Source organism: Agromyces sp. GL_144 (genome assembly GCF_057834305.1).
The window spans coordinates 2,265,826-2,290,123 of the sequence record NZ_CM174399.1; the positions used below are offsets into that span (position 1 = coordinate 2,265,826).

Below are 24,298 nucleotides of genomic sequence, written 5' to 3' on the forward strand. Positions count from 1 at the left end.
TGCGGGTCAGAGGATCTCGAGGTTGCGCTGCAGCTCGAACGGCGTCACCTGCGTGCGGTAGTCGCGCCATTCGGCCCGCTTGTTCGCCAGTACGTAGTTGTACACCTGCTCGCCGAGCGTCTCGGCGACGAGCTCGGAGCTCTCCATGTACTCGATCGCGTGGTCGAGGCTCGCCGGGAGCGGGCTGTACCCGAGCGCGCGCCGCTCGCTGTCGGTGAGGGCCCAGACGTCGTCTTCGGCCTCGGCGGGCAGTTCGTAGCCCTCTTCGATGCCCTTCATCCCCGCGGCGAGGAGCAGCGAGAACGCCAGGTAGGGGTTCGCGGCCGAATCGATGGCGCGGTACTCGACGCGCGCGCTCTGGCCCTTGTTGGGCTTGTAGAGCGGCACCCGAACGAGCGCGGAGCGGTTGTTGTGCCCCCAGCAGACAAAGCTCGGCGCCTCGTCGCCGCCCCAGAGTCGCTTGTAGGAGTTCACGAACTGGTTCGTGACGGCGGAGATCTCGTGCGCATGCCGCAGCAGTCCGGCGATGAAGTGGCGGCCGATCTTCGAGAGCTGGTACTGCGACCCGGCCTCGTAGAACGCGTTCGCGTCGCCCTCGAAGAGGGAGAGGTGGGTGTGCATGCCGCTGCCGGGGAACTGCGAGAAGGGCTTCGGCATGAACGTCGCGTAGACGCCCTGCTCGATCGCGACCTCTTTGATGACCGTGCGGAAGGTCATGATGTTGTCGGCCGTGGTGAGTGCGTCGGCGTACCGCAGGTCGATCTCGTTCTGCCCGGGGCCGGCTTCGTGGTGGCTGAACTCGACCGAGATGCCGAGGTCTTCGAGCATGCGCACGGAGCGGCGCCGGAAGTCGTGCGCCGTGCCGCCCGGCACGTTGTCGAAGTAGCCCGCGGAATCCACCGGCTGGGGCCCCTCGGGCCCGAACTTCGACGACTTGAGCAGGTAGAACTCGATCTCGGGGTGCGTGTAGAACGTGAAGCCCTTGTCGGCGGCGCGCGCGAGCGTGCGCTTCAGCACGTTGCGGGGGTCGGCGACCGCCGGCTCGCCGTCGGGCGTCGTGATGTCGCAGAACATGCGCCCGGTGGGATCGATGTCACCACGCCACGGCAGCGTCTGGAAGGTCGTCGGATCGGGATAGGCCAGCAGGTCGGACTCGTACGTGCGGCTGAGCCCCTCGATGGCGGAGCCGTCGAAGCCGATGCCCTCGGTGAAGGCTCCCTCGACCTCGGCCGGGGCGATCGCCACCGACTTCAGGGTGCCGACGACGTCGGTGAACCACAGCCTGACGAACTTGACCCCCCGCTCCTCGATCGTGCGAAGTACGAAGTCGCGCTGCTTATCCATCCACACCCTCTCTCGCATCTCTCAGGGTAGCGGTTCCACGTGTCCCCGGCCGCCGCTTCATCCTGCGCGTGTGGAAGACTTGCGACATGTCCGACCAGCCCGAGACCTCATCCGCCGCCGCAACGTCGACCGGTGCCTCGTCACCCGCAGGCGAGTCGGGCGTCGAGACGACGCCGTATGGCGGTGCCGCGGCATCCGGCGGCCCGAGGCGGGTGCGAACGCGCCACTTCCAGAATGCGAAGCGCGACGGCATCAAGATCACGGGTCTCACGAGCTACGACCAGCTGACGGCCCGCATCTTCGACGAGGCCGGCGTCGACTTCCTCCTCGTCGGCGACTCCTCGGGCAACAACGTGTTCGGCTACGAGACCACGCTGCCGGTCACGGTCGACGAGCTCATCCCGCTCACGAGGGCCGTCGCCGGAGCGGTCAAGCGCGCGTTCGTCGTGGCCGACATGCCGTTCGGCTCCTACGAGGTCGGTGGCGAAGAGGCGCTGCACACCGCGATCCGCTTCATGAAGGAGACCGGCGCCCACGCCGTCAAGCTCGAGGGCGGCGTGCGCAGCGCCGAGCAGATCCGCCGCGTCGTGCAGGCCGGCATCCCGGTCATGGCCCACATCGGGTACACGCCGCAGAGCGAGCACGGCCTCGGCGGGCACATCATCCAGGGGCGTGGCGAGGGCGTGCAGCAGTTGCTCGCCGACGCCGAGGCCGTGCAGGACGCGGGCGCCTTCGCGGTGGTGCTCGAGATGGTGCCCTCCGACGCCGCGCGGCAGGTGACCGAGCGACTCGACATCCCGACCATCAGCGTCGGCGCGGGCCCCGACACCGACGGGCAGCTGCTCGTCTGGACCGACTGGGCCGGGCTCACGACCGGGCGCGTGCCGAAGTTCGTCAAGCAGTACGCCGACCTCGCGGGCATCCTCGGCAAGGCGGCCGTCGAGTGGCGCGAAGACGTCGCGAACGGCCAGTATCCGGGGCCCGAGCACAGCTACGAGTGACCGGATGCCGCGAAGCTCAGTCTTCTGCGGCCTCTTCCTCCGACCACTTCGCGCTGTTGGCGCGAAGGATCTCGAGGGCTCGCGCCGCCTCTTCGCGCGTATCGAACGGGCCGACGCGATCGACGGAGGGCGATTGGAAGCCCTGCTCGACGGCGCCCGTCTTGAGGTTGTACCAGAACCGGTGCTCGATATCCTCGGACATAGGCTGATCCTATGCCGAAGGACGCCGCTGGCCACCTGATCCCCGGACGCCTGTCGCCGATGCGCCGGGTTCCCGCCTCCATCCCCCGTCCCGAGTACGTCGGTCGCACGGCGCCCGCGCCGAACACCGCCGGCGACCGGTACACCCCCGACGAGGTCGAACGCGTGCGCGCCGCCGGTCGCATCGCCGCGCAGGCGATCGAGGCCGCGGCATCCGCGATCCGGCCCGGCGTGACGACCGACGAGTTGGACCGCATCGTGCACGACTACGTCGTGGGCCACGGGGCGTACCCGTCGACCCTCGGCTACCGCGGGTACCCGAAGTCCTCGTGCACCTCGGTCAACGAGGTCATCTGCCACGGCATCCCCGACGACACGGTGCTCGAAGACGGCGATCTCGTGAACCTCGACGTGACGGCGTACCTCGACGGCTACCACGGCGACCTCAACCACACCTTCCTCGTCGGCGAGGCGAGCGAACAGGCGTCGCTCCTCGTCGAACGCACCCGGGAAGCGCTCACACGAGGCATCCGCGCGGTCGCCCCCGGCCGGCAGGTCAACGTGATCGGCCGGGCGATCGAGGCGTACGCGAAGCGCTTCGGCTACGGCGTCGTGCGCGACTACACCGGACACGGCGTCGGGCGCGCGTTCCACACCGGCCTCGTCATTCCCCACTACGACGCCCCGCAGTTCGACACGGTCATCGAGCCGGGCATGATCTTCACGATCGAGCCGATGCTCACGATCGGCGGGGTCGAATGGGACGTGTGGGCCGACGACTGGACCGTCGTCACACGCGACCGCTCGCTCACGGCGCAGTTCGAGCACACGCTCGTCGTCACCGAGCGCGGCGCGGAGATCCTGACGCTCCCCTGAACGGCCCGTCGAAGCGGCCGCGATAGTGTGTCGGCATGGCGACCAAGCACGCGATCGGCATCGACATCGGCGGAACGGGCATCAAGGGGGCGATCGTCGATCTCGAGACCGGCGCGCTCGTCAGCGAACGCCGCAAGGTGCGCACCCCCGAAGGCGGTGAACCCGACGGCATCATCGAGGCGACGACCGAGCTCCTCGAGACGATCGGGGCCGACGGCGACATCGACGGGCTCGCGCTCGGCGTGTGCTTCCCGGCGATCGTGAAGCGCGGGCGAACGCTCTCGGCCGCGAACGTCTCCGACAAGTGGATCGGCCTCGCCGCCGAAGAGCGCTTCGAGCAGGCGCTCGGCCGCGACATCCACTTCATCAACGACGCGGATGCCGCCGGCGTCGCCGAACTGCGTTTCGGCGCGGCGGCCGACGTCGACGGACTCGTGATCCTCACGACGCTCGGCACGGGCATCGGGTCGGCGTTCCTCTACGACGGCGTGCTCATCCCGAACACCGAGCTCGGTCACCTCGAGCTCGACGACGACGATGCGGAGCACCGCGCCGCGTACTCGGCGATGGAGCGCGAAGACCTCAGCTGGGAGCAGTGGGCGAAGCGCCTGCAGCGCTACTACGCCCATGTCGAATTCATCTTCTCGCCCGACCTCTTCATCGTCGGCGGCGGCGTCTCCAAGCACCAGGAGCACTTCCTGCCGCTGCTCGACCTGAAGACGCCGATCGTGCCCGCCGTGCACCGCAACAACGCGGGCATCATCGGCGCGGCGGCGCTCGCCATCGGGTAGTCGCGGCGAGGCGCGCGCCCCGCACGGGCGTGGATGTGAGCGGGCCGGCTGATACGCCGGGTTCTGTTCACCGGGCGCTTGCGCGACACCGGCTGGACGACCATCTCTCTCGGAGACACGTTGCCGTGCCCCTCCAGCGGCCTACCCGGGAACGGGACGGGCAGCCCCATCGTTCCCTGTCTGACCTTGCTCCGGACGAGGTTTACCGAGCCGGCCGCGTCACCGCGGCCGCTGGTGGGCTCTTACCCCACCGTTTCACCCTTACCCCGAACTGACGCTCGGGGCGGTCTGCTTTCTGTGGCACTGTCTCGCGGGTTGCCCCGGGTGGGCGTTACCCACCGTCCTGCCCTGCGGAGCCCGGACGTTCCTCGGCATCCGATCGCTCGGATGACGCGGTCGTCTTGCCGACCCGCTCACGGATGCAGCCTACAGGGCGAAGCTGACCGAACCCGGCGTCGGGGTGCGACGAGGCCGGGCCTCGGCGCCGGGGTTCGGCATCCCGACGCCGCAGCTCGGATTTCCGGTCAGATGCCGGATTCCTCGGTGCGCACGAGGATGCGGTCGCATTCGGGGCAGAGCAGCACCTCGTCGGGCGCGGCGCGGCGCACCTGGTCGAGGTCGGACCCCGTGAGCGTGATCGTGCAGCCGCCGCAGGTGCGCTGGCGCAGCAGCGCGGCGCCGACGCCGGCACCTCGGGCGCGGCGCTGCTCGTAGAGGGCGAGGAGCTCGGCCGGGATCTCGCCGGCCACGACGGCGCGGTCGCGCTCGGCACCGTCGCGCTCGACCACGAAGCCGGCGGATGCCTCGTCGCGGGCGGCCTCGAGCGTCGCGGTCTCCTCGGCGATGACAGCCCGCTCGGCGTCGATGGCCGCGACCGCGCGCTCGGCCTCCTCGACGCGTTCCATGACCACGAGCTCTTGGTCTTCGAGGTCGGAGAGCCGCTTCTTGAGCGAGACGAGCTCGGACTCCAGCGCCGCGACGTCCTTCGTGGAGGAGGTGTGCTGCAGCCGCTCGCCGTCGCGCGCGATGCGGGCCTCGACGACCTCGACGTCGGACTCGATGCGCTTGAGCTCGGTGCGGGCGTCTTCGAAGGTGCCGAGCGCCTCGGCGCGACGCGAGCGCACGGCGGTGTCGCGCGTGGCGAGTTCGGCGATCGGAGCCGTCTGCGGCAGGCTGCCGAGCCGATGCGCGATCTGCTGCAGGCGGGTGTCGACCGCCTGGAGGCGCAGAAGTTGCTGCTGGTCGGCCGGGCTTGCCTTCACGTGGTGCTCCTTGTGGGATTCGCGGTGGGAATGGTCATCATTGCACGACCTGGAAGTCCCAGGGGTCGGTGCGCAGTTCGCTGACCCGGATCTCGAGTTCGGGGTGCGCCTCGGCGAGTTGGGCGGCGGCCGCGTCGAGCCAGAGCCACTCGCTCGCCCAGTGCGAGACGTCGATGAGGGCGGGCCCGCCGCCGAGCTTGGACTGCTCGCGGGACTCCGACGCCGGATGGTGGCGCAGGTCGGCGGTGATGTAGACGTCGGCGGCACGCACGGCGGGGTCGCCGAGCAGGGAATCGCCCGCTCCCCCGCAGACGGCGACCGTCTCGACGACATCGTCGAATCCGCCCGCGACGCGGACGCCGGTGGCGGTCGGGGGAAGGAGTTCGGCGAGTCGGCGCGCGAGGCGGCCCAGCGTCGTCGGCTCGACCAGCCGACCGACTCGGCCCAGCCCGTGGCCGAGATCGGCGCCCGGACCGTTGCCCGGCACGATGGGTGCGGACTCGATGAGACCGAGGCGCTCGGCGAGCACCGCGGAGGTGCCGCGCTCGACCACGTCGGCGTTGGTGTGCGCGGCGACGAGGGCGCAGTCGCCGCGGATGAGCCTGGCGATGAGCGAGCCCTTGTAGCGGTCTTCGGCGATCGTGGTGACGCCGCGCAGCAGCAGCGGATGGTGCGCGATCACGAGATCGGCGCCCCACTCGAGGGCTTCGTCGACGGTCTCGCCGACGGCGTCGACCGTGAGGAGCACGCGCTGCACCGTGGCATCCGGAGCTCCGGTGACGAGGCCCACCGAATCCCATTGCTCGGCGCCGGCGACCGGCCAGAGTCGCTCGATCGTGGTGAGGACATCGGCGAGGTCGGCGGGCACGGGCCAAGCCTACCGCCGTGCCGCCGCCGGCGAGCGGGTACGGGCGGCGAGCGTGGACGAGGCGCTGCGGTTCGGATGCCGCGCGATCACGCCTGCGCGGCGCGCGCGCGGAAGCCCGTGAGCAGCACGGCGACGTACTCGCGCAGCATCGGTTCGACCTCGATGCGGAACGCCGCGAGGTCGGGGTACTTCTCGTAGGCGGCGAGCATGCCCACCGACGGGCGGCATGCGGCCCAGGTGCCGCCGACCGCGGTGTTGACCGCTCCGGCGAGGTACGCCCGGCTGCCGTCGTCGGCGGTCACGAGGCCCTCGGTGAGGAGTGTGCCGAGGCGGACCGCGCGCCGGAGCGCACCGCGCTTGTACTCGGCCGCGACGTCGGCCGACACGTTGTGCTCGAGCACGTTCGCCGCGTTGGAGAGCAGTTCGCAGAGCAGCGGCCGTGCGGCGGCCGTGCCGGCGACGACGCCCGCGACGCGTTCGACGGCATCGGGCTCGGCGTCGTCGGCGAGTCCGGCCTCGATCGCGACGAGCCAATCGTCGTACTCGCGTCCGAGCAGCTCGAGCAGCACGGCCTCGCGCGACTCGAAGTAGCGCAGCACGTTGGACTTCGCGAGCCCCACTCGTCGCGCGAGCTCGTTGAGGCTGAGCTCCGCGACGCGGGATGTGGCCAGCAGCGATGCCGCGGTGTCGAGGATCGCGGCCCGTCGCTCGGCTCGCTGCTGCTCGCTCCTCGCCCTGGCGAAGGTCGGCTGAGTCGTCACGGAATCCCTTCTTGCGTAATAGACCGGCGGTCTGTTATGTTCGGAGAACAACAGACCACCGGTTCTATTATCCCCGAAGGGCCTCCCATGTACAACGTCCCCGACCAGACCGGACGGCGATTCGTCGTCACGGGCGCGAACAGCGGCACCGGTCGCGAAGCCGCGAAGCGACTCGCCGGCTCGGGCGCTGAGGTCGTCATGGCCGTTCGCTCCCCCGCGAAGGGCGAGGCGGCGCGCGACGAGATCCTGCGTTCGCACCCCGACGCCCTCCTCGAGGTGCGCCCCCTCGACCTCGCCGACCTCGCGAGCGTGCGCGCCTTCGGCGACGGCATCCTCGCCGACGACAAGCCCCTGCACGTGCTCGTCAACAACGCCGGCGTCATGGTGCCGCCGCGGCGACTCGAGACCGCCGACGGGTTCGAACTGCAGTTCGGCACGAACTTCCTCGGGCCGTTCGCGCTGACGAACCTGCTGCTGCCGAAGCTGCTCGAGGCGCCCTCGCCGCGCGTGGCCACCATGTCGAGCGGCACCGCGAACTGGGGCCGCATCCGCTTCGACGACCTGCAGTCGGCGCGCCGCTATCGCCCGCAGCAGGCGTACGCGCAGTCGAAGCTCGCAGACATGTTCATGGGCCGGCATCTCGCCGCGGCATCCGACGCCCGCGGTTGGGGGTTGCTGTCGGCGATCGCGCACCCGGGCTACACCCGCACGAACCTGCAGACCGCCGGGCGCAACCTCGATCGCACCGAGGAACTGCCGCCGATCCAGCGCACCATCCTGCCCTCGCAGACCGTCGAGACGGGCGCCGAGCCGCTGCTCTTCGCGGCCACGGACCCCGACGCGCGCCAAGGCGCGTACTACGGCCCCGGCGGGGCGCTCGGACTCGTCGGGCCGACCAAGCTCACGCGCTTCCCGCGCACGGCACGCGACCTCGACGTGGCGAGCCGGCTGTGGGCCGCCGCCGAGGAGCTCACGGGCACTCGGCGGCCCGGCTGAGGTACGGCCCACACAGGCCACGGGAACCGCGACGGCCTTCGGTGGGCCCTGCCGGGCTCGAACCGACGACATCCACGGTGTAAACGTGGCGCTCTACCAACTGAGCTAAAGGCCCGTCGCGCGAGCGACGCATCCGCCATGCTATCGCGAGCCGCGGATGCCGCGACGCGGCCGCAACCGGCCGATGACATCAGTTCGAGCCGAGCGTCGCGAGAGCCTCGCGGTACTGCTCGATGCTGCGCGGCTCGCCGGGCGCCGTGGCGAAGCTCGCCCGGATCAGGCCGGCGGCGTCGATGACGAAGGTGGCTCGCGCCGCGTGCCCGCGCTCCTCGAGGAACGCGCCGTAGGCCCGGGCGACCTCGCCGTGCGGCCAGAAGTCCGCGAGCAGCGGGAAGGCGTACCCCTGCTCCTCGGCCCACGCGCGCAGGGCGAACTTCGAATCGACCGAGACGCCGAGCAACTGCACGCCGCGCTCCTCGAAGAGGCCGAGGTCGTCGCGGAGCGCGCAGAGTTCGCCCTGGCACGTGCGCGAGAAGGCGAGCGGGAAGAAGACGAGCACCACGGGCGACACGCCGCGGAAGGCGTCGAGCGAGACCGTGCCCCCGTGCTGGTCCTGCAGGCTGAAGGGAGGGGCGGGCGTGCCCTGGGGAAGAATCGTCATGGTGTCGCATCCCGGTTCGGATCGGCGGCCGCGGGGCGTGCGCCGCGGGTGTGCGGCGCCAGCCTATCCCCCGCGATACGGTCGTAGAATCACTAGGATGGCGTGGTGCCATGCGACCGCGAGGCGGTCCGCCTCGACGTGAGCACCCCCACACCCCAGCGGTCACGAGCCGCAGAAGAGAGAGGTCGAGTGTGACTGTCAACGACCAGGACCCCTACTCCGTCGAGGCATTGGACTCCGACCCGGATGAGACATCCGAGTGGGCGGAGTCCCTTGACGCCCTCGTCGCGCAGAAGGGACATCAGCGTGGCCGCGAGATCATGCTGAGCCTGCTCAAGCGTTCGAAGGAACTGCACCTCGGCGTGCCCATGGTTCCCACGACCGACTACCTGAACACCATCGCGCCCGAGAACGAGCCCGAGTTCCCCGGCGACGAGGACATCGAGCGCCGGTACCGCGCCTGGCTGCGCTGGAACGCCGCGGTGCTCGTGCACCGTGCCCAGCGCCCCGACATCGCCGTCGGCGGTCACATCTCCACCTACGCGGGCGCCGCATCGCTCTACGAGGTCGGCCTCAACCACTTCTTCCGCGGTCAAGACCACCCCGGCGGCGGCGACCAGGTCTTCTTCCAGGGTCACGCCTCCCCCGGCATGTACGCCCGCGCGTTCCTCGAGGGGCGTCTCAGCGACACCGACCTCGACGGCTTCCGTCAAGAGAAGTCCCGGGCCCCGCACGGGCTCTCCTCCTACCCGCACCCGCGTCTCATGCCCGAGTTCTGGCAGTTCCCGACCGTGTCGATGGGCCTCGGCCCGATCAACGCGATCTACCAGGCGCAGCTGAACCGCTACCTCACCAACCGCGGCATCAAGGACGCCTCCGACCAGCAGGTCTGGGCGTTCCTCGGCGACGGCGAGATGGACGAGGTCGAGAGCCGCGGTCAGCTCCAGGTCGCCGCGAACGAGGGTCTCGACAACCTCAACTTCGTGATCAACTGCAACCTGCAGCGCCTCGACGGACCGGTGCGCGGCAACGGCAAGATCATCCAGGAGCTCGAGAGCTACTTCCGCGGCGCGGGCTGGAACGTCATCAAGGTCGTCTGGGGCCGTGAGTGGGACGACCTGCTCGCCCGCGACCACGACGGCGCGCTGCGCAACCTCATGAACGTCACGCCCGACGGCGACTACCAGACGTACAAGACCGAATCCGGCGCGTACGTGCGCGAGAACTTCTTCGGTCGCGACCCGCGCGCACTCGAGCTCGTGTCGCACCTCAGCGACGACGAGGTCTGGGGCCTCAAGCGCGGTGGCCACGACTACCGCAAGATCTACGCGGCGTTCAAGGCGGCCACCGAGCACAAGGGCCAGCCCACGGTCATCCTCGCGAAGACCATCAAGGGCTACGGCCTCGGCAAGTCCTTCGAGGGGCGCAACGCGACGCACCAGATGAAGAAGATGACCCTCGACAACCTCAAGGGCTTCCGCGACGAGATGCGCATCCCCATCTCCGACGCGCAGCTCGAGGAGAACCCGTACCTGCCGCCGTACTATCACCCGGGCCAGGACGACGAGGCGATCCAGTACCTCCAGGAGCGTCGCCGCGCCCTCGGCGGGTATGTCCCCGAGCGCCGCACGAAGCACGTCGAGATCTCGCTGCCCGACGACTCGGCCTACGCGATCTCGAAGAAGGGCTCCGGCACGCAGGAGATCGCCACGACCATGGCGTTCGTCCGGCTGCTGAAGGACCTCATCCGCTCGAAGGACTTCGGCCACCGCATCGTGCCGATCATCCCCGACGAGGCCCGCACGTTCGGCATCGACGCCTTCTTCCCGACGGCGAAGATCTACAACCCGAACGGCCAGCACTACACCTCGGTCGACCGTGAACTGCTGCTCGCCTACAAGGAGAGCCCGCAGGGCCAGATCGTGCACGTCGGCATCAATGAGGCGGGCGCGTTCGCGGCGTTCACGAACATCGGCACGTCGTACGCGACGCAGGGCGAACCGCTCATCCCGGTCTACGTCTTCTACTCGATGTTCGGCTTCCAGCGCACGGGCGACGCCATGTGGGCCGCGGGCGACCAGATGGCGCGCGGCTTCATCATCGGCGCGACCGCCGGCCGCACCACGCTCACCGGTGAGGGCCTGCAGCACGCCGACGGCCACTCGCCGCTCCTGGCCTCGACCAACCCGGCCGTCGTCAGCTACGACCCGGCGTACGGCTACGAGATCGGGCACATCATGCGCGCCGGCCTCGAGCGCATGTACGGCGGCTCGCACGCCGACCCGAACGTCATGTACTACCTGACGGTGTACAACGAGCCGATCGTTCAGCCCGCCGAGCCCGAGGGCGTCGACGTCGACGGCATCCTCCGCGGCATCCACAGGGTCGCCGCCGGCAACGGCAACGGCCCGACCGCGCAGATCCTCGCATCCGGTGTCGCGGTGCCCTGGGCGCTCGAGGCCCAGCAGCTCCTCGCCGAGGACTGGGGCGTCTCGGCCGACGTCTGGTCCGTCACGAGCTGGGCCGAGCTGCGACGCGACGGCATCGCCGCCGACGAGCACAACTTCCTGAACCCCGATGCCGAGCCGCGCGTGCCCTACGTGACGTCGAAGCTCTCGGGCGCAGCGGGTCCGTTCGTCGCGGTGTCCGATTACATGCACGCCGTCCCCGATCAGATCCGCGCCTACGTGCCCGGCGACTTCGCGACGCTCGGCGCCGACGACTTCGGCTTCTCCGACACGCGCGCCGCGGCCCGCCGGTTCTTCAAGATCGACGGACCGTCGGTCGTGGTCCGCGCCCTCGAGCAGCTCGTCGCGCGCGGTGAGCTCGACACCTCGGTTCCGGCGCAGGCAATCGAGAAGTACCGCCTGCACGACGTCAACGCCGGCACGACCGGCTCCGCCGGCGGCGAGAGCTAGCAGAAGGTGGCGAAGCCCCGTACCAAGGACGAGACCCTCGCGTGGTTGCGAACCATCGCGGGTGAACTGTCGACCCAGACGCTGAAGCGCCTGGAGGACAACCTGTCCTGGTACGGGGACATGCCCCCGAGCCGACGCTCGGCCGTGGGCCTCGTGGCCCAGGCCGGCATCTCGTCGTTCATCGCCTGGTTCGAAGATCCTCAGTCGACACCGTGGATCGCGGCCGACGTGTTCGGCGCGGCCCCACGCGAACTGCTGCGCTCAGTGAGCCTGCAGCAGACGCTGCAGCTCATCCGCGTCACCGTCGAGGTCGTCGAGGACCGCGTGAAGGACGGCGGCGAGCCGTTGCGCGAGGCGATCCTCCTCTACTCCCGCGAGATCGCGTTCGCCGCGGCCGACGTCTACGCGCGTGCCGCCGAGGCCCGTGGACTGTGGGATGCGCGCCTCGAGGCGCTCGTCGTCGACTCGATCCTCTCGGGCGAGTACGACGACGAGCTCCCGAGCCGCATCGCGGCTCTGGGCTGGCACGGGCACGGCGAGGTCGCGGTGCTCGTCGGCACGGCGCCCAAGCAGCTCGACGTCGACCACGTGCGACGGGTCGCCCGGCACATGCAGGCCGACGTGCTCATCGGCGTGCAGGGCAATCGCCTCGTGCTCGTCATCGGCCGCTCCGAGCATCTCGGCCGGCAGCCCGACGAGGTCGGCACCTCCCCCGCGATGTCCTTCATGGAGTTCGCCACGCAGCTCGAGGGACACTTCGGCCCGGGTCACCTCGTGCTCGGCCACGAGGTGCCGAACCTCGTCGACGCATCCAAGAGCGCGAAGGCGGCCCTCGCGGGGTTCGCCGTCGCCCGCTCCTGGCGGCACGCGCCGCGGCCGGTGCACGCCGACGATCTGCTGCCCGAGCGCGCGCTCGCCGGCGACCCGTTGGCCAGGGCGACGCTCGTGCACCGCATCTACCGTCCGCTCCAGGCGCACTCGACCGAGCTGCTGACCACGCTCTGGAGCTACCTCGACAACGGCCGCTCGCTCGAGGCCACCGCCCGCGAACTCTTCGTGCACCCGAACACGGTGCGCTATCGCCTGAAGCGCGTCTCCGACGTGATCGGCTGGGACGCCACCGGCGCTCGCGAAGCGCTGATCCTCCAGTCGGCGCTCATCATCGGGTCGATGAGCGACCACGAGCACCCCCCGCGACGACGCACGAACTGACGCCTCGCCGCCGCCGCCGTCGTTCGCTCCGAACTTCGGCCGCCCCCCATGCTGTGTGACGCGCACAAAGCTTCTTCGAAGAGCTTGTCGCATCGACACACACGTCGGCCACCGGTCGTTGGCAGACTAGGGGACGTGATCGTCGTCGTCTGCCCTGGTCAGGGCTCGCAGACCCCCGGATTCCTCTCCCCCTGGATCGTCGACCCCTCGCGGGCCGAGCGTCTGGCGGCCTACTCCGAGGCGGCCGGTGTCGACCTCGCGCTGCACGGCACCGAGAGCGACGCCGAGACCATCCGCGACACGGCCGTCGCGCAGCCGCTCATCGTCGCGGCGGGCCTGCTCACGCTCGACGCGCTCCTGGCCGACGGCCGCGATGCGCGCATCGGCGGCATCGCCGGACACTCCGTCGGCGAGATCACGGCCGCCGCCGGTGCGGGCGTGCTCAGCGCCACCGACGCCATGCGCTTCGTGGGCGAGCGCGGCCGGGCCATGGCGCATGCGGCGGCGCAGACCCCGACCGGCATGAGCGCCGTGCTCGGCGGCGACGAGACCGCGCTGCTCGCCCGATTCGAGGAGCTCGGGCTCGAGCCCGCGAACTTCAACGGCGGCGGCCAGATCGTGGTCGCCGGCGCCGTCGACGCGCTCGACACGCTGAAGGCCGAGCCCCCGGCCGGCTCGCGCGTGATCCCCCTGCAGGTCGCTGGGGCCTTCCACACGCGCTACATGCGCCCAGCGGTCGAGCACCTCACGTCGGTCGCCGCGACGCTGGCTCCCGCGGACCCCGCGCAGACGCTCTGGACGAACCGCGACGGCAGCACCGTGGCATCCGGGTCGGCGTTCGTCGACCTGCTCGTCGGCCAGGTCTCCTCGCCGGTGCGCTGGGACCTCTGCATGGGCTCGTTCGCCGAGGCGGGCGTGACCGGCATCATCGAACTCGCGCCGGCCGGCGCCCTCGTCGGCCTCGCCAAGCGTGCGCTGAAGGGCGTGCCGACCGTCGCGGTGAAGACACCCGACGACCTGCCGGCCGCCATCGAGCTCATCGAGCAGGCCGCCTGACGCGGCGCCGTCCACGAGAGAATGTCGAACATGACCAAGCCCACCCTGCAGCAGTCGCACGGCCCCGCCTACACCCGCATCTACGCCGTCGGCGCCGCCCGCGGCGAGAATGCCGTGCCCAACGACGACCTCGTCGGGCCGATCGACTCCTCAGACGAGTGGATCCAGCAGCGCACCGGCATCATCACGCGAACGCGTGCCGGCGCCGAGGTCTCGGCGCTCGACCTCGCGACCGACGCCGCACGCGAGGCGATCGAGAAGTCGGGCGTCGCTCCCGAGCTCATCGACCTCGTGATCATCGCGACGATCTCGAACGTGCGGCAGACGCCGTCGATGGCGGCCGTCGTCGCCGATCGGGTCGGCTCGAACCCGGCCGCGGCCTACGACACGAACGCGGCCTGCGCCGGCTACGCCTACGCGGTCGCCCAGGCCGACGCCCTCATTCGCACCGGCGTCGCGCACTACGCGCTCGTGATCGGCGCCGAGAAGCTCTCCGACGTGGTCGACCCGACCGACCGCTCGATCTCGTTCCTCCTCGGCGACGGCGCGGGCGCCGTGGTCATCGGCCCGAGCGACTTCCCCGGCATCGCCCGCACGATCTGGGGCTCCGACGGGTCGAAGGCCGGCGCGGTCGGCATGAACGCCACCCTCACCGAGTTCCGCGACGGCGCGGCCGAATGGCCGACGCTCCGCCAGGAGGGCCAGACGGTCTTCCGCTGGGCGGTCTGGGACATGGCGAAGGTCGCCAAGCAGGCGCTCGACGCGGCCGGCGTCACGGCGGCCGACCTCGCCGCGTTCATCCCGCACCAGGCGAACATGCGCATCATCGACGAGTTCGCGAAGCAGCTGAAGCTGCCCGAGTCGGTCGTCATCGCGCGCGACATCGCCACGACCGGCAACACCTCGGCCGCATCCATCCCGCTCGCGACGCACCGTCTGCTCGACGAGCACCCTGAGCTTTCCGGGGGCCTCGCCCTCCAGATCGGCTTCGGCGCCGGCCTCGTGTTCGGCGCCCAAGTGGTGGTTCTGCCCTGAACCGCCGACCCCTGTCCATCTAGACTGGCTCTCGGTCAAAACGAGACACCCATCAAGGAGAAGAACCCATGGCATTGTCCACCGAAGAAGTGCTTGCCGGCCTGGCCGAGCTCATCAACGACGAGACCGGCATCGCGACCGACACGGTTGAGCTGGGCAAGTCGTTCACCGACGACCTCGACATCGACTCGATCTCGATGATGACCATCGTGGTCAACGCCGAAGAGAAGTTCGACGTCAAGATCCCCGACGAAGAGGTCAAGAACCTCAAGACCGTCGGCGACGCCGTCGACTTCATCGTCAAGGCCCAGGCCTAGTCGCTGCGTGGAGCGGGCCGCGGCATCGCCCGGCCCGCTCGATCAGTTCGCCCGTTCCTCCCATCGGAGTGTTTCTCGTATGACCAAGAAGATCGTGATCACGGGCATCGGCGCGACCTCGCCGCTCGGCGGCACCGCCCGTGACAGTTGGAAAGCCCTGCTCGCCGGCGAGTCCGGCACCCACAGCCTCGAGCACGACTGGGTCGAGCAGTACGACCTGCCCGTGCGGTTCGCCGCCGAGGCGAAGGTGCGCCCCGAAACGGTGCTCGAGCGTCCCGTCGCGAAGCGGCTCGACCCGTCGAGCCAGTTCGCCCTCATCTCCGCCATGGAGGCCTGGGCCGACGCGGGTGCCCCCGAGGTCGCCCCCGAGCGGCTCGGCGTCGACTACGCCACCGGCATCGGCGGCATCTGGACCCTGCTCGACGCGTGGGACACCCTGCGCGAGCGCGGTCCCCGCCGCGTGCTGCCCATGACCGTGCCGATGCTCATGCCCAACGCGGCATCCGCGGCCATCTCGATGCACTTCCACGCGCGCGCCTTCGCGCGCACGGTCGCCTCGGCCTGCGCCTCGAGCACCGAGTCCATCGCGAACGCCTACGAGCACCTGCAGCTCGGGCTCGCCGACGTCGTCATCGCGGGCGGCTCCGAATCCGCGGTGCACCCGATCACGCTCGCCTCGTTCTCGTCGATGCAGGCGCTCTCCAAGCGCAACGACGACCCCGAGCACGCATCGCGCCCCTACAGCGTCGACCGCGACGGCTTCGTCATGGGCGAGGGGGCGGCGAGCCTCGTCATCGAGACCGAGGAACACGCACTCGCCCGCGGCGCGCACATCTACGCCGAGCTCGCCGGCGGTGCCGTGAGCGCGGACTCGTACCACATCACCGCCAATGACCCCGAGGGGCGCGGCGCGAGCCGTGCCGTGCTCGACGCGCTCGCGCAGGCAGGTGCGACGCCCGACGAGGTCACCCACATCAACGCGCACGCGACGAGCACGCCCGTCGGCGACATCGCCGAGTACACCGCGCTGCACAGCGTGTTCGGCGACCGGGTGCACGAGATCCCCGTCTCGGCGACCAAGGCGTCGACCGGCCACCTGCTCGGCGGCACCGGTGCGCTCGAGGCCGTCTTCACGGTGCTCGCGCTGCAGGATCGCCTCGCGCCGCCGACGATCAACCTCACCGAGCAGGACCCGGCGATCCCGCTGCTCGTCTCCGGCGAGGCGCAGCCGCTCGGCGATGGCCCGCAGCTCGCCATCTCGAACTCGTTCGGCTTCGGCGGGCACAACGCGGTCGCCGTGTTCCGCTCGGTGTAACGCACGACCCACGAGCGGATGCCGCGGCATCCGCTGCAGGCGAAGACCCCGGTGTCATCCGACACCGGGGTCTTCTCGTCGACGGTCCGCGGGTTTCGTTCGTGCGCTCACCGGGAAGCTCTCATCCGACGGCGCGGGACGCCAGCACGCGGGCCGAGGCTCTGCTCACCCCACCTGGTGCAACCAGACGACGGGAGCGAAGTCGCTCGCATGGCGGAAGGGCTCGAGCTCATCGTCCCAGGCCTGTCCGAGGGCGAGCCGGAGTTCGCGGTGGAGCTCGACCGGGTCGGCGCCGGCGATCTCCATGGCGTAGCGGATGCGATCCTCGCCGATGACGGTGTTGCCTGCGACATCCGTCTGGGCGAAGTACACGCCGAGCTCGGGGGTGTGCATCCAGCGTGCACCGTCGGAGCCGGGCGTGGGGTCCTCACTCACCTCGTAGCGCAGCTGCTCCCACCCGCGGAGGGCGGATGCGATGCGCGCGCCGCTGCCGGCGTCGCCCTCCCAGTGGAACTCCGCACGCATGAGGCCGCGATAGACGGGCTGCTCGCTCCAGTCGAAGTTCACCGCCGTGCCGAGGGCTCGACCAGCGGCCCACTCGACATGCGGGCACAGCGCGCGCGGTGCAGAGTGCACGAACAGCACTCCTTGCGCGGGGCGCACGACCCGCGACAACGTCTCTGCCATCTCCGTCTCCGTTCTCGAGGTGCGTCTTCCCCTACGACCTCGGAACCTGCGGATGGCGGTATGTGTTCGATTGTGGACGGCGAGCCGTCATCCGCGATTATGCCCCGGATCGGCCGATCTGACAAGGTTCGCCGCACCGGTCGGGATGATCGCCTCGCACCGGGCGAGAACCGTATGCTCGGTGAAGAGTTCCGGATCCGTTCCGCGTTGCGCTGCGACATCCGTTCCGCAAGCATCCTGAAGGAGGCGCCATGGCCGTTCGCGACGCGCTGCTCGTGCTGTTGTCGATGGGCCCGGCATACGGGTTCGCCCTGCACGGCGGGCTGACCGAGCGGACCGGGGCGCGGCGGTCGGTCAACGTCGGCCAGACCTACGCCACGCTCGAGCGCCTCACCAAGCAGGGCCTCATCGAACCGGCCGGCAGCACCGACGACGGGCTGCCGCTGCACCGCCTCACGTCGTCGGGTCGCGCCGCCTCGGCTGCCTGGCTGAACGGCGCGGATGCCTCGGGCGCAGACCCGTGGGACGAGAGCGTGGATCGCGTGCTCATCTCCTGCTCGCTCCCCCGGTTCGACGCGGACTCCGTCGTCGAGGCCGAGCTCGACCGGTGGCGGATCCGGCGCGATGACGCGGCGTCGCGCGCCGAGTCGGCCGTCGCCGCGGCGCACGCGGCAGAGGCCGATGCGGGCGGCTCCGGCCCGGAGCACCGGCTCGTCGCGCTCGCAGCCCGCGCCGAGGTCGCCCGCGCCGAGAGCGCCATCGCCTGGCTCGAGGCCGTTCGCGAGGGCTCGGCTTCGGCCGCACTCGCATTCGAGCCGAGCACGGAGCGCCCGAGGCGCGGACGTCGACCGGGCAGGGCCGCGGCAGAGGCATCCGTCGACGCCGAGGCATCCGCCGATCTCTCGCTTCAGGACTCGGCCGCACCGTAGCTGTCGACGACCTCGAGGTCGAGCGGGAAGCCGACCGGGAAGCCGCCGAACAGCAGCCGGCCGGCCGTCACCGCCGACGTGCGCACGGCCTCGGCCACCTCGTCGGCCAGCGCCTTCGGCGTGTGCACGATGATCTCGTCATGGAGGAAGTACACGAGATGCGGTGCGGCCTCGAACACCGGGCCGGATGCCGCAGCCGGGGCGATCTCGGCGACGCGACGTTCACCCAGGTCGTGCAGCTTGGCCCTGAGGTCGGCCATCCAGCAGAGGGCCCACTCGGCCGCGCTGCCCTGCACGACGAAGTTGCGCGTGAACCGCCCCCAGTCGCGGGCCGAGGACCTGGCCCGCCGCTCGTCGGCCGCGGTCGCCTCCGGCTGGCTCGCGCGCGACTGGGTCTGCCGCCATTCCGCCGGTGGCAGCGGCGAGGACCGGCCGAGCAGCGTCGTGACCGGCAGGCCGCGTTCGCCGTCGCGCGCTGCAGCGTCGACGAGGTGCATCGCCTTCGGGAAGGCGCGGGCGAGTCGTGGCACGAGGCGCCCGCTGTCGCCGGTGGTCGCGCCGTACATCGCGCCCAGGATCGCGATCTTGGCCTCGTCGCGCGTGCCGACGACTCCGGCGTCGACGAGGCCGCGGTAGAGGTCGCGCCCGTGGCCGGCGCGCTCCATCGCCTCGTCGCGCGCCATGCCGGTGAGCACGCGCGGCTCGAGCTGCGCCGCGTCGGCGACGACCAAGGTCCATCCGGGGTCGGCGACGACCGCGCCGCGCACGAGCTTCGGCAGTTGGAGCGCGCCGCCGCCCGACGTCGCCCAGCGCCCGGTGGCCGTGCCGCCCGGCACGTACTCGGGGCGGAAGCGATCGTCGCGCACCCACTCGTCGAGCCAGGTCCAGCCATTGGCGCTCAGCAGCCTCGCGAGCTTCTTGTAGGCCATGAGGGGCTCGATCGCCGGGTGGTCGTGCTCGCGCAGTTCCCATCTGGAGGTCGAGTTCGTCGGCACGCCCGCCGAACGGAGCGCCCGCAGCACGTCGACCTGGGAGTCGAGGTTCAGCGCGGGGGCGTCGAGCGCCGTTCGCACGACGTCGGCCACCTGCTCCATGCGCGCGGGCTTGCGCCCGGGTGACGGGCGCGCGCCGAGCTCGCCCTCGAGCACCGACTCGTGCACCCGGCGACTCCACGGCAGGCCGGCCGCGCTGAGCTCTGCGCCGATGAGCGCCCCGGCGGATTCGGCTGCGACGAGGAGCCTGAGCGCCGCCGGCGCCGTGCTCGCCTCGACGAGCGCCGTCTGCCTGCGGTGTTCTTCGACGACGGATGCCGCGGAGGGATCGCGGTCTCGATCGCCGAGTGCGTGCTCGCGCGGGGTCGAGGTGCCGGGCTCACCGGCGCCGCCGCTCGTCTCGGCGCTCGCCGTCCCCACGCTCGCCGCTCGCCCACCGGCGTCGAAGTCGTCGAGGTCGAAGAGGGTCTCGTGGGCCGACCCGGTCGCGACCGGCGTGACGTCGGTTGCGACCGTCGGGCCCGGCGGGAGCCAGGACGGGGCCGGCTGCGCACCGCGAGCGCGGACGTCTGCGGTGAACGTCGAATGATCGAGGATGGCCCCGGCGAGCCGGAGGTCGTGGCACCGTGCGAGCCGCACCCCGCTCGCGAGGAGCGCCGGGTACCACCGGCGGGTGTCGGACCAGACCCAGCGTGGAGCGGACTCGGACTCGAGACGGCGGAACTCCGCCGCAGCAGCCTCGGGTCGCGCCGCAGCCAGCACGTCGTCGGGGTGCGCCGCGTCGACGAACTGCACGCGACCGTCGCCGCCGACGCCCACGGCGATCTGCATGCCCCCATTCTCCTCGGCGGCACCGACATGGGCATCGCCGGCGACCACGCCGGGCTTGACGAGCGGATGTCGGTGGGCGAGGGCAGGATCGGACGCATGCACGAGCAGATGGACGGCCGATGGTCACGGTGAACTTCCGGTGCGGGCACGGCGCAGTGCGCGACGAACCCGGGGTGCTCGCCATGCGCCGCCCCTGTCCGCTCTGCATGCTCATCGGCGAGACGCAGCGCTCGCGCGCCGAACTGCTCCGCAGGGTCGCGCCGGCCCAGCGCGCCAGGCTGGCGGGCGAGACGCGCATCGGCGCCGAATACGACTGGCGCTGCACGCGAGGGCACGACCGCTACCGCGCCACGGTGAGCGAGGTGCTCACCTCGACCGGCTGCGCCAAGTGCCGCGCCGGCGCCGTGGCTCCCGCGCCCCTGCGCGAAGCGGGCGTCGCCTTCATGAAGCCGGGCCTGCGCACGGGCACGTCGATGACCGAGCAGCGCCTGCGCGCGATGCTCGGCGAACGCGTCCGCCTGCACCATCGGGTGAACGCCGTGCACATCGCCCGCACGTTCTACGGGCGTCGGGAGGTCTGGCCCGACATCCTGGTGCCGCAGCTGCGCATCGCCGTCGAGTACGACGACGCCGGCCGATCACGGCGCGCGCATCTCGGACTCAAGGAGGCGTCCGACCTCGAGAAGGACGAGGCGCTCAACGAGGTCGGCTGGGAGGTCATCCGAATCCGTGCCGGCGGACTGGAGTCGCTCGGCGCGAACAGCATCGTGTGCCGTTCGCTCACCGCCGCGGTCGTCGATGCCGTCGTCGACCGCATGCGCGAACTGCGCGGCGATGCCGCGGTCGAGGCGGTCACCGTCGCGGCATCCGAAGCCTCCTGACCCCGCCCCGCACCTGTGGAGAACGGCCTCCCGAGCGCACGCGGCCCGGTAGAGTTGCTGAACCCGTGCACGCCCCCGCACGAGCCCCTGCGCGCAGAAAGGCCTGTGGATGCTCCTCCCGTTCCTCATCGTCGGCGGTATCGGCCTCGTGCTGCTGCTCATCTCGTTGATCCTCGGGGACATCCTCGACCACTTCGACGTCGGCGACGGGGCGATCTCCGGAACGGCGCTCTCGGTCGGCCTCGTGGTGTTCGGCGCGTCCGGCGCGCTCACGGCCACCTCCGGACTCGACATCGTCTGGGCGTACGTGCTCGCGATCGTGCTCGGCATCGTCGCCTACGTGTTCTCGGCCCTCGTCGTGCGCAACCTCACGAACAGCTCCGACGGGGTGCCCGCCTCCGCGCTCGGCCTCACGGGCGTGGCCCGGTCCGACATCTCGCCCGCCGGCGGCGAGGTGAGCCTCGACGGCCCGGGCGAGATCGAGCGTCGCCTCGCGTTCTCCGACGAGCCGATCCCCGAGGGCACGCGCATCGTGGTCGTCGAGCACGCCGGCAGCCGCGTCAAGGTCGTCGCCGGCTGACGGCGACCCCGCCGCCCACAACGCTCGTTCCCGCACCCGGCGGGCATCACGACCCCAACCCGAAAGGCATCATGTTGCTGGACTCGACCACGATCCAGGTGATCTCGATCATCGCGATCGTCATCGCCCTGCTCGCCCTCCTCGTCTTCATCGCCCGTCGCATCCGCCGGGTCCCGCCGAACGAGGCGCTCGTGATCGTCGGGCGCGGCGCCGGTCGCCGCGACCCCGACACCTCGTCGGGGCAGCGCGTGGTGATCGGCGGGCGCACGTTCGTCTGGCCCATCCTGCAGCAGGGCTTCTCGATCTCGCTCGAGCAGCGCCAGATCGGCATCACCGTCGAGGGCGTCGACAAGCACCGCATCAAGATCGCGATCAAGGCCTCGATCAACTTCAAGGTCAGCGGCACCGAAGACGGCGTGCGGCGGGCCGCCCAGCGCTTCCTCTCGCAGCAGGGCACGCTGACCGACATCATCCGCGAGTCGCTCGAGGGCTCGCTGCGCTCGATCGTCGGCGACATGACCATCGAGCAGATCATCTCCGACCGCAAGAGCCTCTCCGACCGTGTCGTCGCCGAGACGAAGACCGACCTCGTCGAACAGGGCCTGCAGGTCGACCTGCTGAACATCTCCGACATCTCGACCCCCGGCAGCGACTACCTCGCGAACCTCGGCCGCGCCGAGGCCGCCCGTGCCCGCCAGGTCGCCGAGGTCAGCGAGGCCGAGGCCGCGCGTGTGAGCGAATTCGCCCGCATCGACGCCGCCGAGCAGGTCGCCGAGCGCCAGAAGGCGCTGAGCCTCCGACAGGCCAACATCAAGGCCGAGACCGACCGCGCGAACGAGAACGCCGCAGCCGCCGGCCAGCTCGCCAAGGCCGAGCAGGACAAGCTCGTCGCCGTGCAGGAACGCGACGCCCTCTCCGAGCAGGCGCTCGTCACGCAGGAGCGGCTCGACATCGAGATCCGCAAGCCCGCGGAGGCCGAGGCGTACGCCGAAGTGCAGCGGGCCACGGCCCAGCGTGACGCCACGAACGCCTCGACCGAGGCCGAGGCGTTCAAGCGCACGAAGATCGCCGAGGCCAACAAGGTGGCCGCCGTGCAAGACGCCGAGGCCAGCGCCACCGCCGTGCGGTTCGCCGGTGAGGCCGAGCGCGACCGTCAGGTCGCCCTTGCGGCCGGTATCCGTGCCGACGGTGAGGCGCGCGCCGCAGCCGTGCAGGCCGAGGGTCTCGCCGAGGCGACGGCCATCGATGCCAAGGCCGAGGCGCTCAAGAAGTACGGCGAGGCCGCCCTCGCCCAAGAGATCATCTCGCGTCTGCCAGAGATCGTCCGTGCCGCGGCCGAGCCGATCTCGAACATCGACACGCTCACGGTCGTCTCGACCGACGGCGCGAGCGCCGTCACCAAGACGGTCGGTCAGGTGCTCGGCGAGGGCACCGAGGTCGTGAAGTCGCTCACCGGCCTCGACCTCAGCACGATCCTCTCGGGGTTCGCCGGAGCAAACCTCGCCAAGGGCGGCGAGTCCACCGCGAAGTAACTGGGTACAGATGGGCGAAGCGCCGGATGCCGCGCATCCGGCGCTTCGTCGTGACCGAGCGGGCGTCGCCGTGCGGCGACGCCCGCTCGGTCAGCTGTGGGCGTCCACGATCGCGGCGTGCAGTTCGAGCAGCGGCGCGGTGCGTTCGGCAGGACCACGACCGAACCCGCACTCGGTCGCGACGCCGAAGCGATCGAGCACGCTCGAGGCCGCGACGATGCGGCGCTCGGCACCCTCGACGCCGTCTTCGTGATGCAGGAGCCCGAGGTCGAGCTCGGTCTCGGCCGGAAGCGCGAGATCCGCGAGCGGCGCGAAGTACGCCTCGTCGTCGCGCTCGATCGGCACCGGGATGTGGAACCAGTCCACCGGGCGCGGGGATGCCTCGATGACGCCGCGGATCACGGATGCGAGGGTGCCCGCGTCCTTCGGCTGCACGAAGTGCGCCTCCTCGACGTCGCCGTAGCAGAGGTGGAATCCCACGTGCACGTCGTCGGGAACCGCAGCGATCTGACGCACGGCCCGGTCGACGACCCCGGCGAGCAGGTCGTCGCCCCACCCGGCGCTGAGCGGCACGCCGCCGACCTCGGCGCGATCGAGGATGCCGAACTCGACCGCGGCATCCCACTGGATCGCCAGATCCTCATGCGGGATCGCGGCGGCGATCCGGGCGACCTCGGCGAACAGGGCGCTCTCGTAGGCCGGCTCCACCGCGGCGCGGTCCTGCGGCACGACGAAGGCACCGACGACGCCGACCGGCGTCGGGATCGAGACCTGGAAGCGGACGCCGGCCGGAATGACCCCTTCATCGCGAAGAGCGACGAACGTCGAGTACGACTCGATCGCGGCAGCCGCATACCCGAGGTTCGGGAACCGCAGATCGCCGGGAGCGACGCTGCCGTCGAGTTCGAACGGGCGAAGGTCGAACATGCCTCGGAGCTTGAACGGCAGCTCCGCGCCGACCCGACGCAGGCCGGGGGTCTCGTCGAGGCGGAACGTCTGGAACTGGATCCAGTAGAACCGCTCGCCGACCTCCCCATCGGGGATGCGGCCGGCGCGATCACCGAGGTGCGCCGCGACGATGCGGAAGACGGATTCGGCGTCGGGCTGGTTGATGCTGCCGACGAAGTGGGCGTTGGTGACGGTGACCATGCGGTGCTCCTTCGAGCGGGAGCCGTCATGCGCGACTCCTCGGATAACGGAATCGCAGGCGTGTCCGGAATCGGACGCGAGGCCTCGCTGTGCGCACTGCCGG

At 70.8% G+C, this 24,298-nt stretch carries 23 protein-coding genes, 1 tRNA gene and 1 other RNA gene; 14 read left to right on the forward strand and 11 right to left on the reverse strand.

The features are described 5' to 3' along the window. Positions 1 to 6: 6 nt before the first annotated feature. A complete protein-coding gene (gene glnA / locus AC3IPY_RS10250; protein WP_489184191.1) occupies positions 7 to 1,344 on the reverse strand; it encodes a type I glutamate--ammonia ligase in 1,338 nt (445 codons plus the stop codon). A gap of 86 nt (positions 1,345 to 1,430) precedes the next feature. Between glnA and panB the strand changes: the two genes are divergently transcribed. Next, complete coding sequence (panB, locus tag AC3IPY_RS10255; RefSeq protein WP_489184192.1) at positions 1,431 to 2,345, forward strand: 3-methyl-2-oxobutanoate hydroxymethyltransferase; 915 nt, start codon at positions 1,431 to 1,433, stop codon at positions 2,343 to 2,345. A 16-nt stretch (positions 2,346 to 2,361) separates the two neighbouring features. Here panB and AC3IPY_RS10260 read toward each other — a convergent pair whose 3' ends face one another. After that, a complete protein-coding gene (locus AC3IPY_RS10260) occupies positions 2,362 to 2,547 on the reverse strand; it encodes an SPOR domain-containing protein (RefSeq protein WP_489184193.1) in 186 nt (61 codons plus the stop codon). Positions 2,548 to 2,558: 11 nt separating this feature from the next. Here AC3IPY_RS10260 and map point away from each other — a divergent pair, with 11 nt between their 5' ends. Together map and ppgK are read left to right on the forward strand one after the other, a co-directional pair. Then, positions 2,559 to 3,422: a type I methionyl aminopeptidase gene (map, locus tag AC3IPY_RS10265; RefSeq protein WP_489184194.1), complete on the forward strand. Its 864-nt coding sequence runs from the start codon at positions 2,559 to 2,561 to the stop codon at positions 3,420 to 3,422. A gap of 35 nt (positions 3,423 to 3,457) precedes the next feature. Then, complete coding sequence (ppgK, locus tag AC3IPY_RS10270) at positions 3,458 to 4,213, forward strand: polyphosphate--glucose phosphotransferase (protein WP_489184195.1); 756 nt, start codon at positions 3,458 to 3,460, stop codon at positions 4,211 to 4,213. A gap of 36 nt (positions 4,214 to 4,249) precedes the next feature. Here the strand turns inward: ppgK and rnpB are convergent. From rnpB to AC3IPY_RS10290, 4 genes are all read right to left on the reverse strand, one after another. Next, positions 4,250 to 4,625, reverse strand: an RNA gene (gene rnpB, locus AC3IPY_RS10275) — RNase P RNA component class A. A 112-nt stretch (positions 4,626 to 4,737) separates the two neighbouring features. Continuing rightward, positions 4,738 to 5,475 carry a zinc ribbon domain-containing protein gene (locus tag AC3IPY_RS10280; protein ID WP_489184196.1) on the reverse strand — a complete coding sequence of 246 codons (738 nt, stop codon included), beginning with the start codon at positions 5,473 to 5,475 and terminating at the stop codon, positions 4,738 to 4,740. A gap of 37 nt (positions 5,476 to 5,512) precedes the next feature. Beyond that, positions 5,513 to 6,343, reverse strand: a complete 831-nt coding sequence (locus AC3IPY_RS10285; RefSeq protein ID WP_489184197.1) for a Nif3-like dinuclear metal center hexameric protein — start codon at positions 6,341 to 6,343, stop codon at positions 5,513 to 5,515. A gap of 86 nt (positions 6,344 to 6,429) precedes the next feature. Then, complete coding sequence (locus AC3IPY_RS10290) at positions 6,430 to 7,104, reverse strand: TetR/AcrR family transcriptional regulator (protein WP_489184198.1); 675 nt, start codon at positions 7,102 to 7,104, stop codon at positions 6,430 to 6,432. Positions 7,105 to 7,191: 87 nt separating this feature from the next. Between AC3IPY_RS10290 and AC3IPY_RS10295 the strand changes: the two genes are divergently transcribed. Then, on the forward strand, positions 7,192 to 8,100 hold the full coding sequence (locus tag AC3IPY_RS10295; RefSeq protein WP_489184199.1) for an SDR family oxidoreductase: 909 nt from the start codon (positions 7,192 to 7,194) through the stop codon (positions 8,098 to 8,100). A gap of 42 nt (positions 8,101 to 8,142) precedes the next feature. On the opposite strand, the gene AC3IPY_RS10300 is transcribed toward AC3IPY_RS10295, so the two are convergent. Then, positions 8,143 to 8,215 (reverse strand) — tRNA-Val (locus AC3IPY_RS10300). A 75-nt stretch (positions 8,216 to 8,290) separates the two neighbouring features. Continuing rightward, a complete protein-coding gene (locus tag AC3IPY_RS10305; RefSeq protein WP_489184200.1) occupies positions 8,291 to 8,761 on the reverse strand; it encodes a peroxiredoxin in 471 nt (156 codons plus the stop codon). A 191-nt stretch (positions 8,762 to 8,952) separates the two neighbouring features. On the opposite strand from AC3IPY_RS10305, the gene aceE reads away from it, so the two are divergent. The 6 genes from aceE (at position 8,953) to AC3IPY_RS10335 (ending at position 16,614) form a co-directional block, all read left to right on the forward strand. Continuing rightward, positions 8,953 to 11,679: a pyruvate dehydrogenase (acetyl-transferring), homodimeric type gene (gene aceE, locus AC3IPY_RS10310; RefSeq protein WP_489184201.1), complete on the forward strand. Its 2,727-nt coding sequence runs from the start codon at positions 8,953 to 8,955 to the stop codon at positions 11,677 to 11,679. Positions 11,680 to 11,685: 6 nt separating this feature from the next. Continuing rightward, entirely contained in the window at positions 11,686 to 12,891 is a 1,206-nt protein-coding gene (locus AC3IPY_RS10315) for a PucR family transcriptional regulator (RefSeq protein WP_489184202.1), read from the forward strand. Between the two features lie 135 nt (positions 12,892 to 13,026). Next, on the forward strand, positions 13,027 to 13,947 hold the full coding sequence (locus AC3IPY_RS10320; protein WP_489184203.1) for an ACP S-malonyltransferase: 921 nt from the start codon (positions 13,027 to 13,029) through the stop codon (positions 13,945 to 13,947). Positions 13,948 to 13,977: 30 nt separating this feature from the next. After that, positions 13,978 to 14,982, forward strand: a complete 1,005-nt coding sequence (locus tag AC3IPY_RS10325; protein ID WP_489184204.1) for a beta-ketoacyl-ACP synthase III — start codon at positions 13,978 to 13,980, stop codon at positions 14,980 to 14,982. A 68-nt stretch (positions 14,983 to 15,050) separates the two neighbouring features. Continuing rightward, positions 15,051 to 15,299, forward strand: a complete 249-nt coding sequence (locus AC3IPY_RS10330) for an acyl carrier protein (RefSeq protein WP_489184205.1) — start codon at positions 15,051 to 15,053, stop codon at positions 15,297 to 15,299. A gap of 79 nt (positions 15,300 to 15,378) precedes the next feature. After that, a complete protein-coding gene (locus AC3IPY_RS10335) occupies positions 15,379 to 16,614 on the forward strand; it encodes a beta-ketoacyl-[acyl-carrier-protein] synthase family protein (RefSeq protein ID WP_489184206.1) in 1,236 nt (411 codons plus the stop codon). Positions 16,615 to 16,779: 165 nt separating this feature from the next. Here the strand turns inward: AC3IPY_RS10335 and AC3IPY_RS10340 are convergent, their stop codons facing one another. Continuing rightward, on the reverse strand, positions 16,780 to 17,301 hold the full coding sequence (locus tag AC3IPY_RS10340) for a DUF3145 domain-containing protein (RefSeq protein WP_489184207.1): 522 nt from the start codon (positions 17,299 to 17,301) through the stop codon (positions 16,780 to 16,782). 251 nt (positions 17,302 to 17,552) lie between these two features. Between AC3IPY_RS10340 and AC3IPY_RS10345 the strand changes: the two genes are divergently transcribed. Further along, positions 17,553 to 18,230 carry a PadR family transcriptional regulator gene (locus AC3IPY_RS10345; RefSeq protein ID WP_489184208.1) on the forward strand — a complete coding sequence of 226 codons (678 nt, stop codon included), beginning with the start codon at positions 17,553 to 17,555 and terminating at the stop codon, positions 18,228 to 18,230. Here the strand turns inward: AC3IPY_RS10345 and AC3IPY_RS10350 are convergent. Then, positions 18,209 to 20,053: a bifunctional 3'-5' exonuclease/DNA polymerase gene (locus AC3IPY_RS10350; protein WP_489184209.1), complete on the reverse strand. Its 1,845-nt coding sequence runs from the start codon at positions 20,051 to 20,053 to the stop codon at positions 18,209 to 18,211. The genes AC3IPY_RS10345 and AC3IPY_RS10350 overlap by 22 nt on opposite strands. Before the next feature lie 119 nt (positions 20,054 to 20,172). Between AC3IPY_RS10350 and AC3IPY_RS10355 the strand changes: the two genes are divergently transcribed. The 3 genes from AC3IPY_RS10355 to AC3IPY_RS10365 all read left to right on the forward strand — a co-directional run bounded on the left by AC3IPY_RS10355 (position 20,173) and on the right by AC3IPY_RS10365 (position 23,046). Further along, positions 20,173 to 20,934 carry a hypothetical protein gene (locus AC3IPY_RS10355; RefSeq protein WP_489184210.1) on the forward strand — a complete coding sequence of 254 codons (762 nt, stop codon included), beginning with the start codon at positions 20,173 to 20,175 and terminating at the stop codon, positions 20,932 to 20,934. A gap of 109 nt (positions 20,935 to 21,043) precedes the next feature. After that, entirely contained in the window at positions 21,044 to 21,514 is a 471-nt protein-coding gene (locus tag AC3IPY_RS10360) for an NfeD family protein (RefSeq protein WP_489184211.1), read from the forward strand. Between the two features lie 71 nt (positions 21,515 to 21,585). Continuing rightward, positions 21,586 to 23,046, forward strand: coding sequence for a flotillin family protein (locus tag AC3IPY_RS10365; protein ID WP_489184212.1), 1,461 nt, complete (start codon positions 21,586 to 21,588; stop codon positions 23,044 to 23,046). 90 nt (positions 23,047 to 23,136) lie between these two features. Here the strand turns inward: AC3IPY_RS10365 and AC3IPY_RS10370 are convergent, their stop codons facing one another. Next, positions 23,137 to 24,195 carry a uroporphyrinogen decarboxylase/cobalamine-independent methonine synthase family protein gene (locus tag AC3IPY_RS10370; RefSeq protein ID WP_489184213.1) on the reverse strand — a complete coding sequence of 353 codons (1,059 nt, stop codon included), beginning with the start codon at positions 24,193 to 24,195 and terminating at the stop codon, positions 23,137 to 23,139. Between the last annotated feature and the right edge of the window lie 103 nt (positions 24,196 to 24,298).

Excerpts from the sequence above, each read along its gene's own strand:
- glnA (WP_489184191.1), bottom strand. The coding sequence starts at position 1,344 with ATGGATAAGCAGCGCGACTTCGTACTTCGCACGATCGAGGAGCGGGGG.
- panB (WP_489184192.1), top strand. The coding sequence starts at position 1,431 with ATGTCCGACCAGCCCGAGACCTCATCCGCCGCCGCAACGTCGACCGGT.
- AC3IPY_RS10260 (WP_489184193.1), bottom strand. The coding sequence starts at position 2,547 with ATGTCCGAGGATATCGAGCACCGGTTCTGGTACAACCTCAAGACGGGC.
- map (WP_489184194.1), top strand. The coding sequence starts at position 2,559 with ATGCCGAAGGACGCCGCTGGCCACCTGATCCCCGGACGCCTGTCGCCG.
- ppgK (WP_489184195.1), top strand. The coding sequence starts at position 3,458 with ATGGCGACCAAGCACGCGATCGGCATCGACATCGGCGGAACGGGCATC.
- AC3IPY_RS10295 (WP_489184199.1), top strand. The coding sequence starts at position 7,192 with ATGTACAACGTCCCCGACCAGACCGGACGGCGATTCGTCGTCACGGGC.
- AC3IPY_RS10305 (WP_489184200.1), bottom strand. The coding sequence starts at position 8,761 with ATGACGATTCTTCCCCAGGGCACGCCCGCCCCTCCCTTCAGCCTGCAG.
- AC3IPY_RS10325 (WP_489184204.1), top strand. The coding sequence starts at position 13,978 with ATGACCAAGCCCACCCTGCAGCAGTCGCACGGCCCCGCCTACACCCGC.
- AC3IPY_RS10330 (WP_489184205.1), top strand. The coding sequence starts at position 15,051 with ATGGCATTGTCCACCGAAGAAGTGCTTGCCGGCCTGGCCGAGCTCATC.
- AC3IPY_RS10335 (WP_489184206.1), top strand. The coding sequence starts at position 15,379 with ATGACCAAGAAGATCGTGATCACGGGCATCGGCGCGACCTCGCCGCTC.
- AC3IPY_RS10340 (WP_489184207.1), bottom strand. The coding sequence starts at position 17,301 with ATGGCAGAGACGTTGTCGCGGGTCGTGCGCCCCGCGCAAGGAGTGCTG.
- AC3IPY_RS10345 (WP_489184208.1), top strand. The coding sequence starts at position 17,553 with ATGGCCGTTCGCGACGCGCTGCTCGTGCTGTTGTCGATGGGCCCGGCA.
- AC3IPY_RS10350 (WP_489184209.1), bottom strand. The coding sequence starts at position 20,053 with ATGCAGATCGCCGTGGGCGTCGGCGGCGACGGTCGCGTGCAGTTCGTC.
- AC3IPY_RS10355 (WP_489184210.1), top strand. The coding sequence starts at position 20,173 with ATGGTCACGGTGAACTTCCGGTGCGGGCACGGCGCAGTGCGCGACGAA.
- AC3IPY_RS10360 (WP_489184211.1), top strand. The coding sequence starts at position 21,044 with ATGCTCCTCCCGTTCCTCATCGTCGGCGGTATCGGCCTCGTGCTGCTG.
- AC3IPY_RS10365 (WP_489184212.1), top strand. The coding sequence starts at position 21,586 with ATGTTGCTGGACTCGACCACGATCCAGGTGATCTCGATCATCGCGATC.
- AC3IPY_RS10370 (WP_489184213.1), bottom strand. The coding sequence starts at position 24,195 with ATGGTCACCGTCACCAACGCCCACTTCGTCGGCAGCATCAACCAGCCC.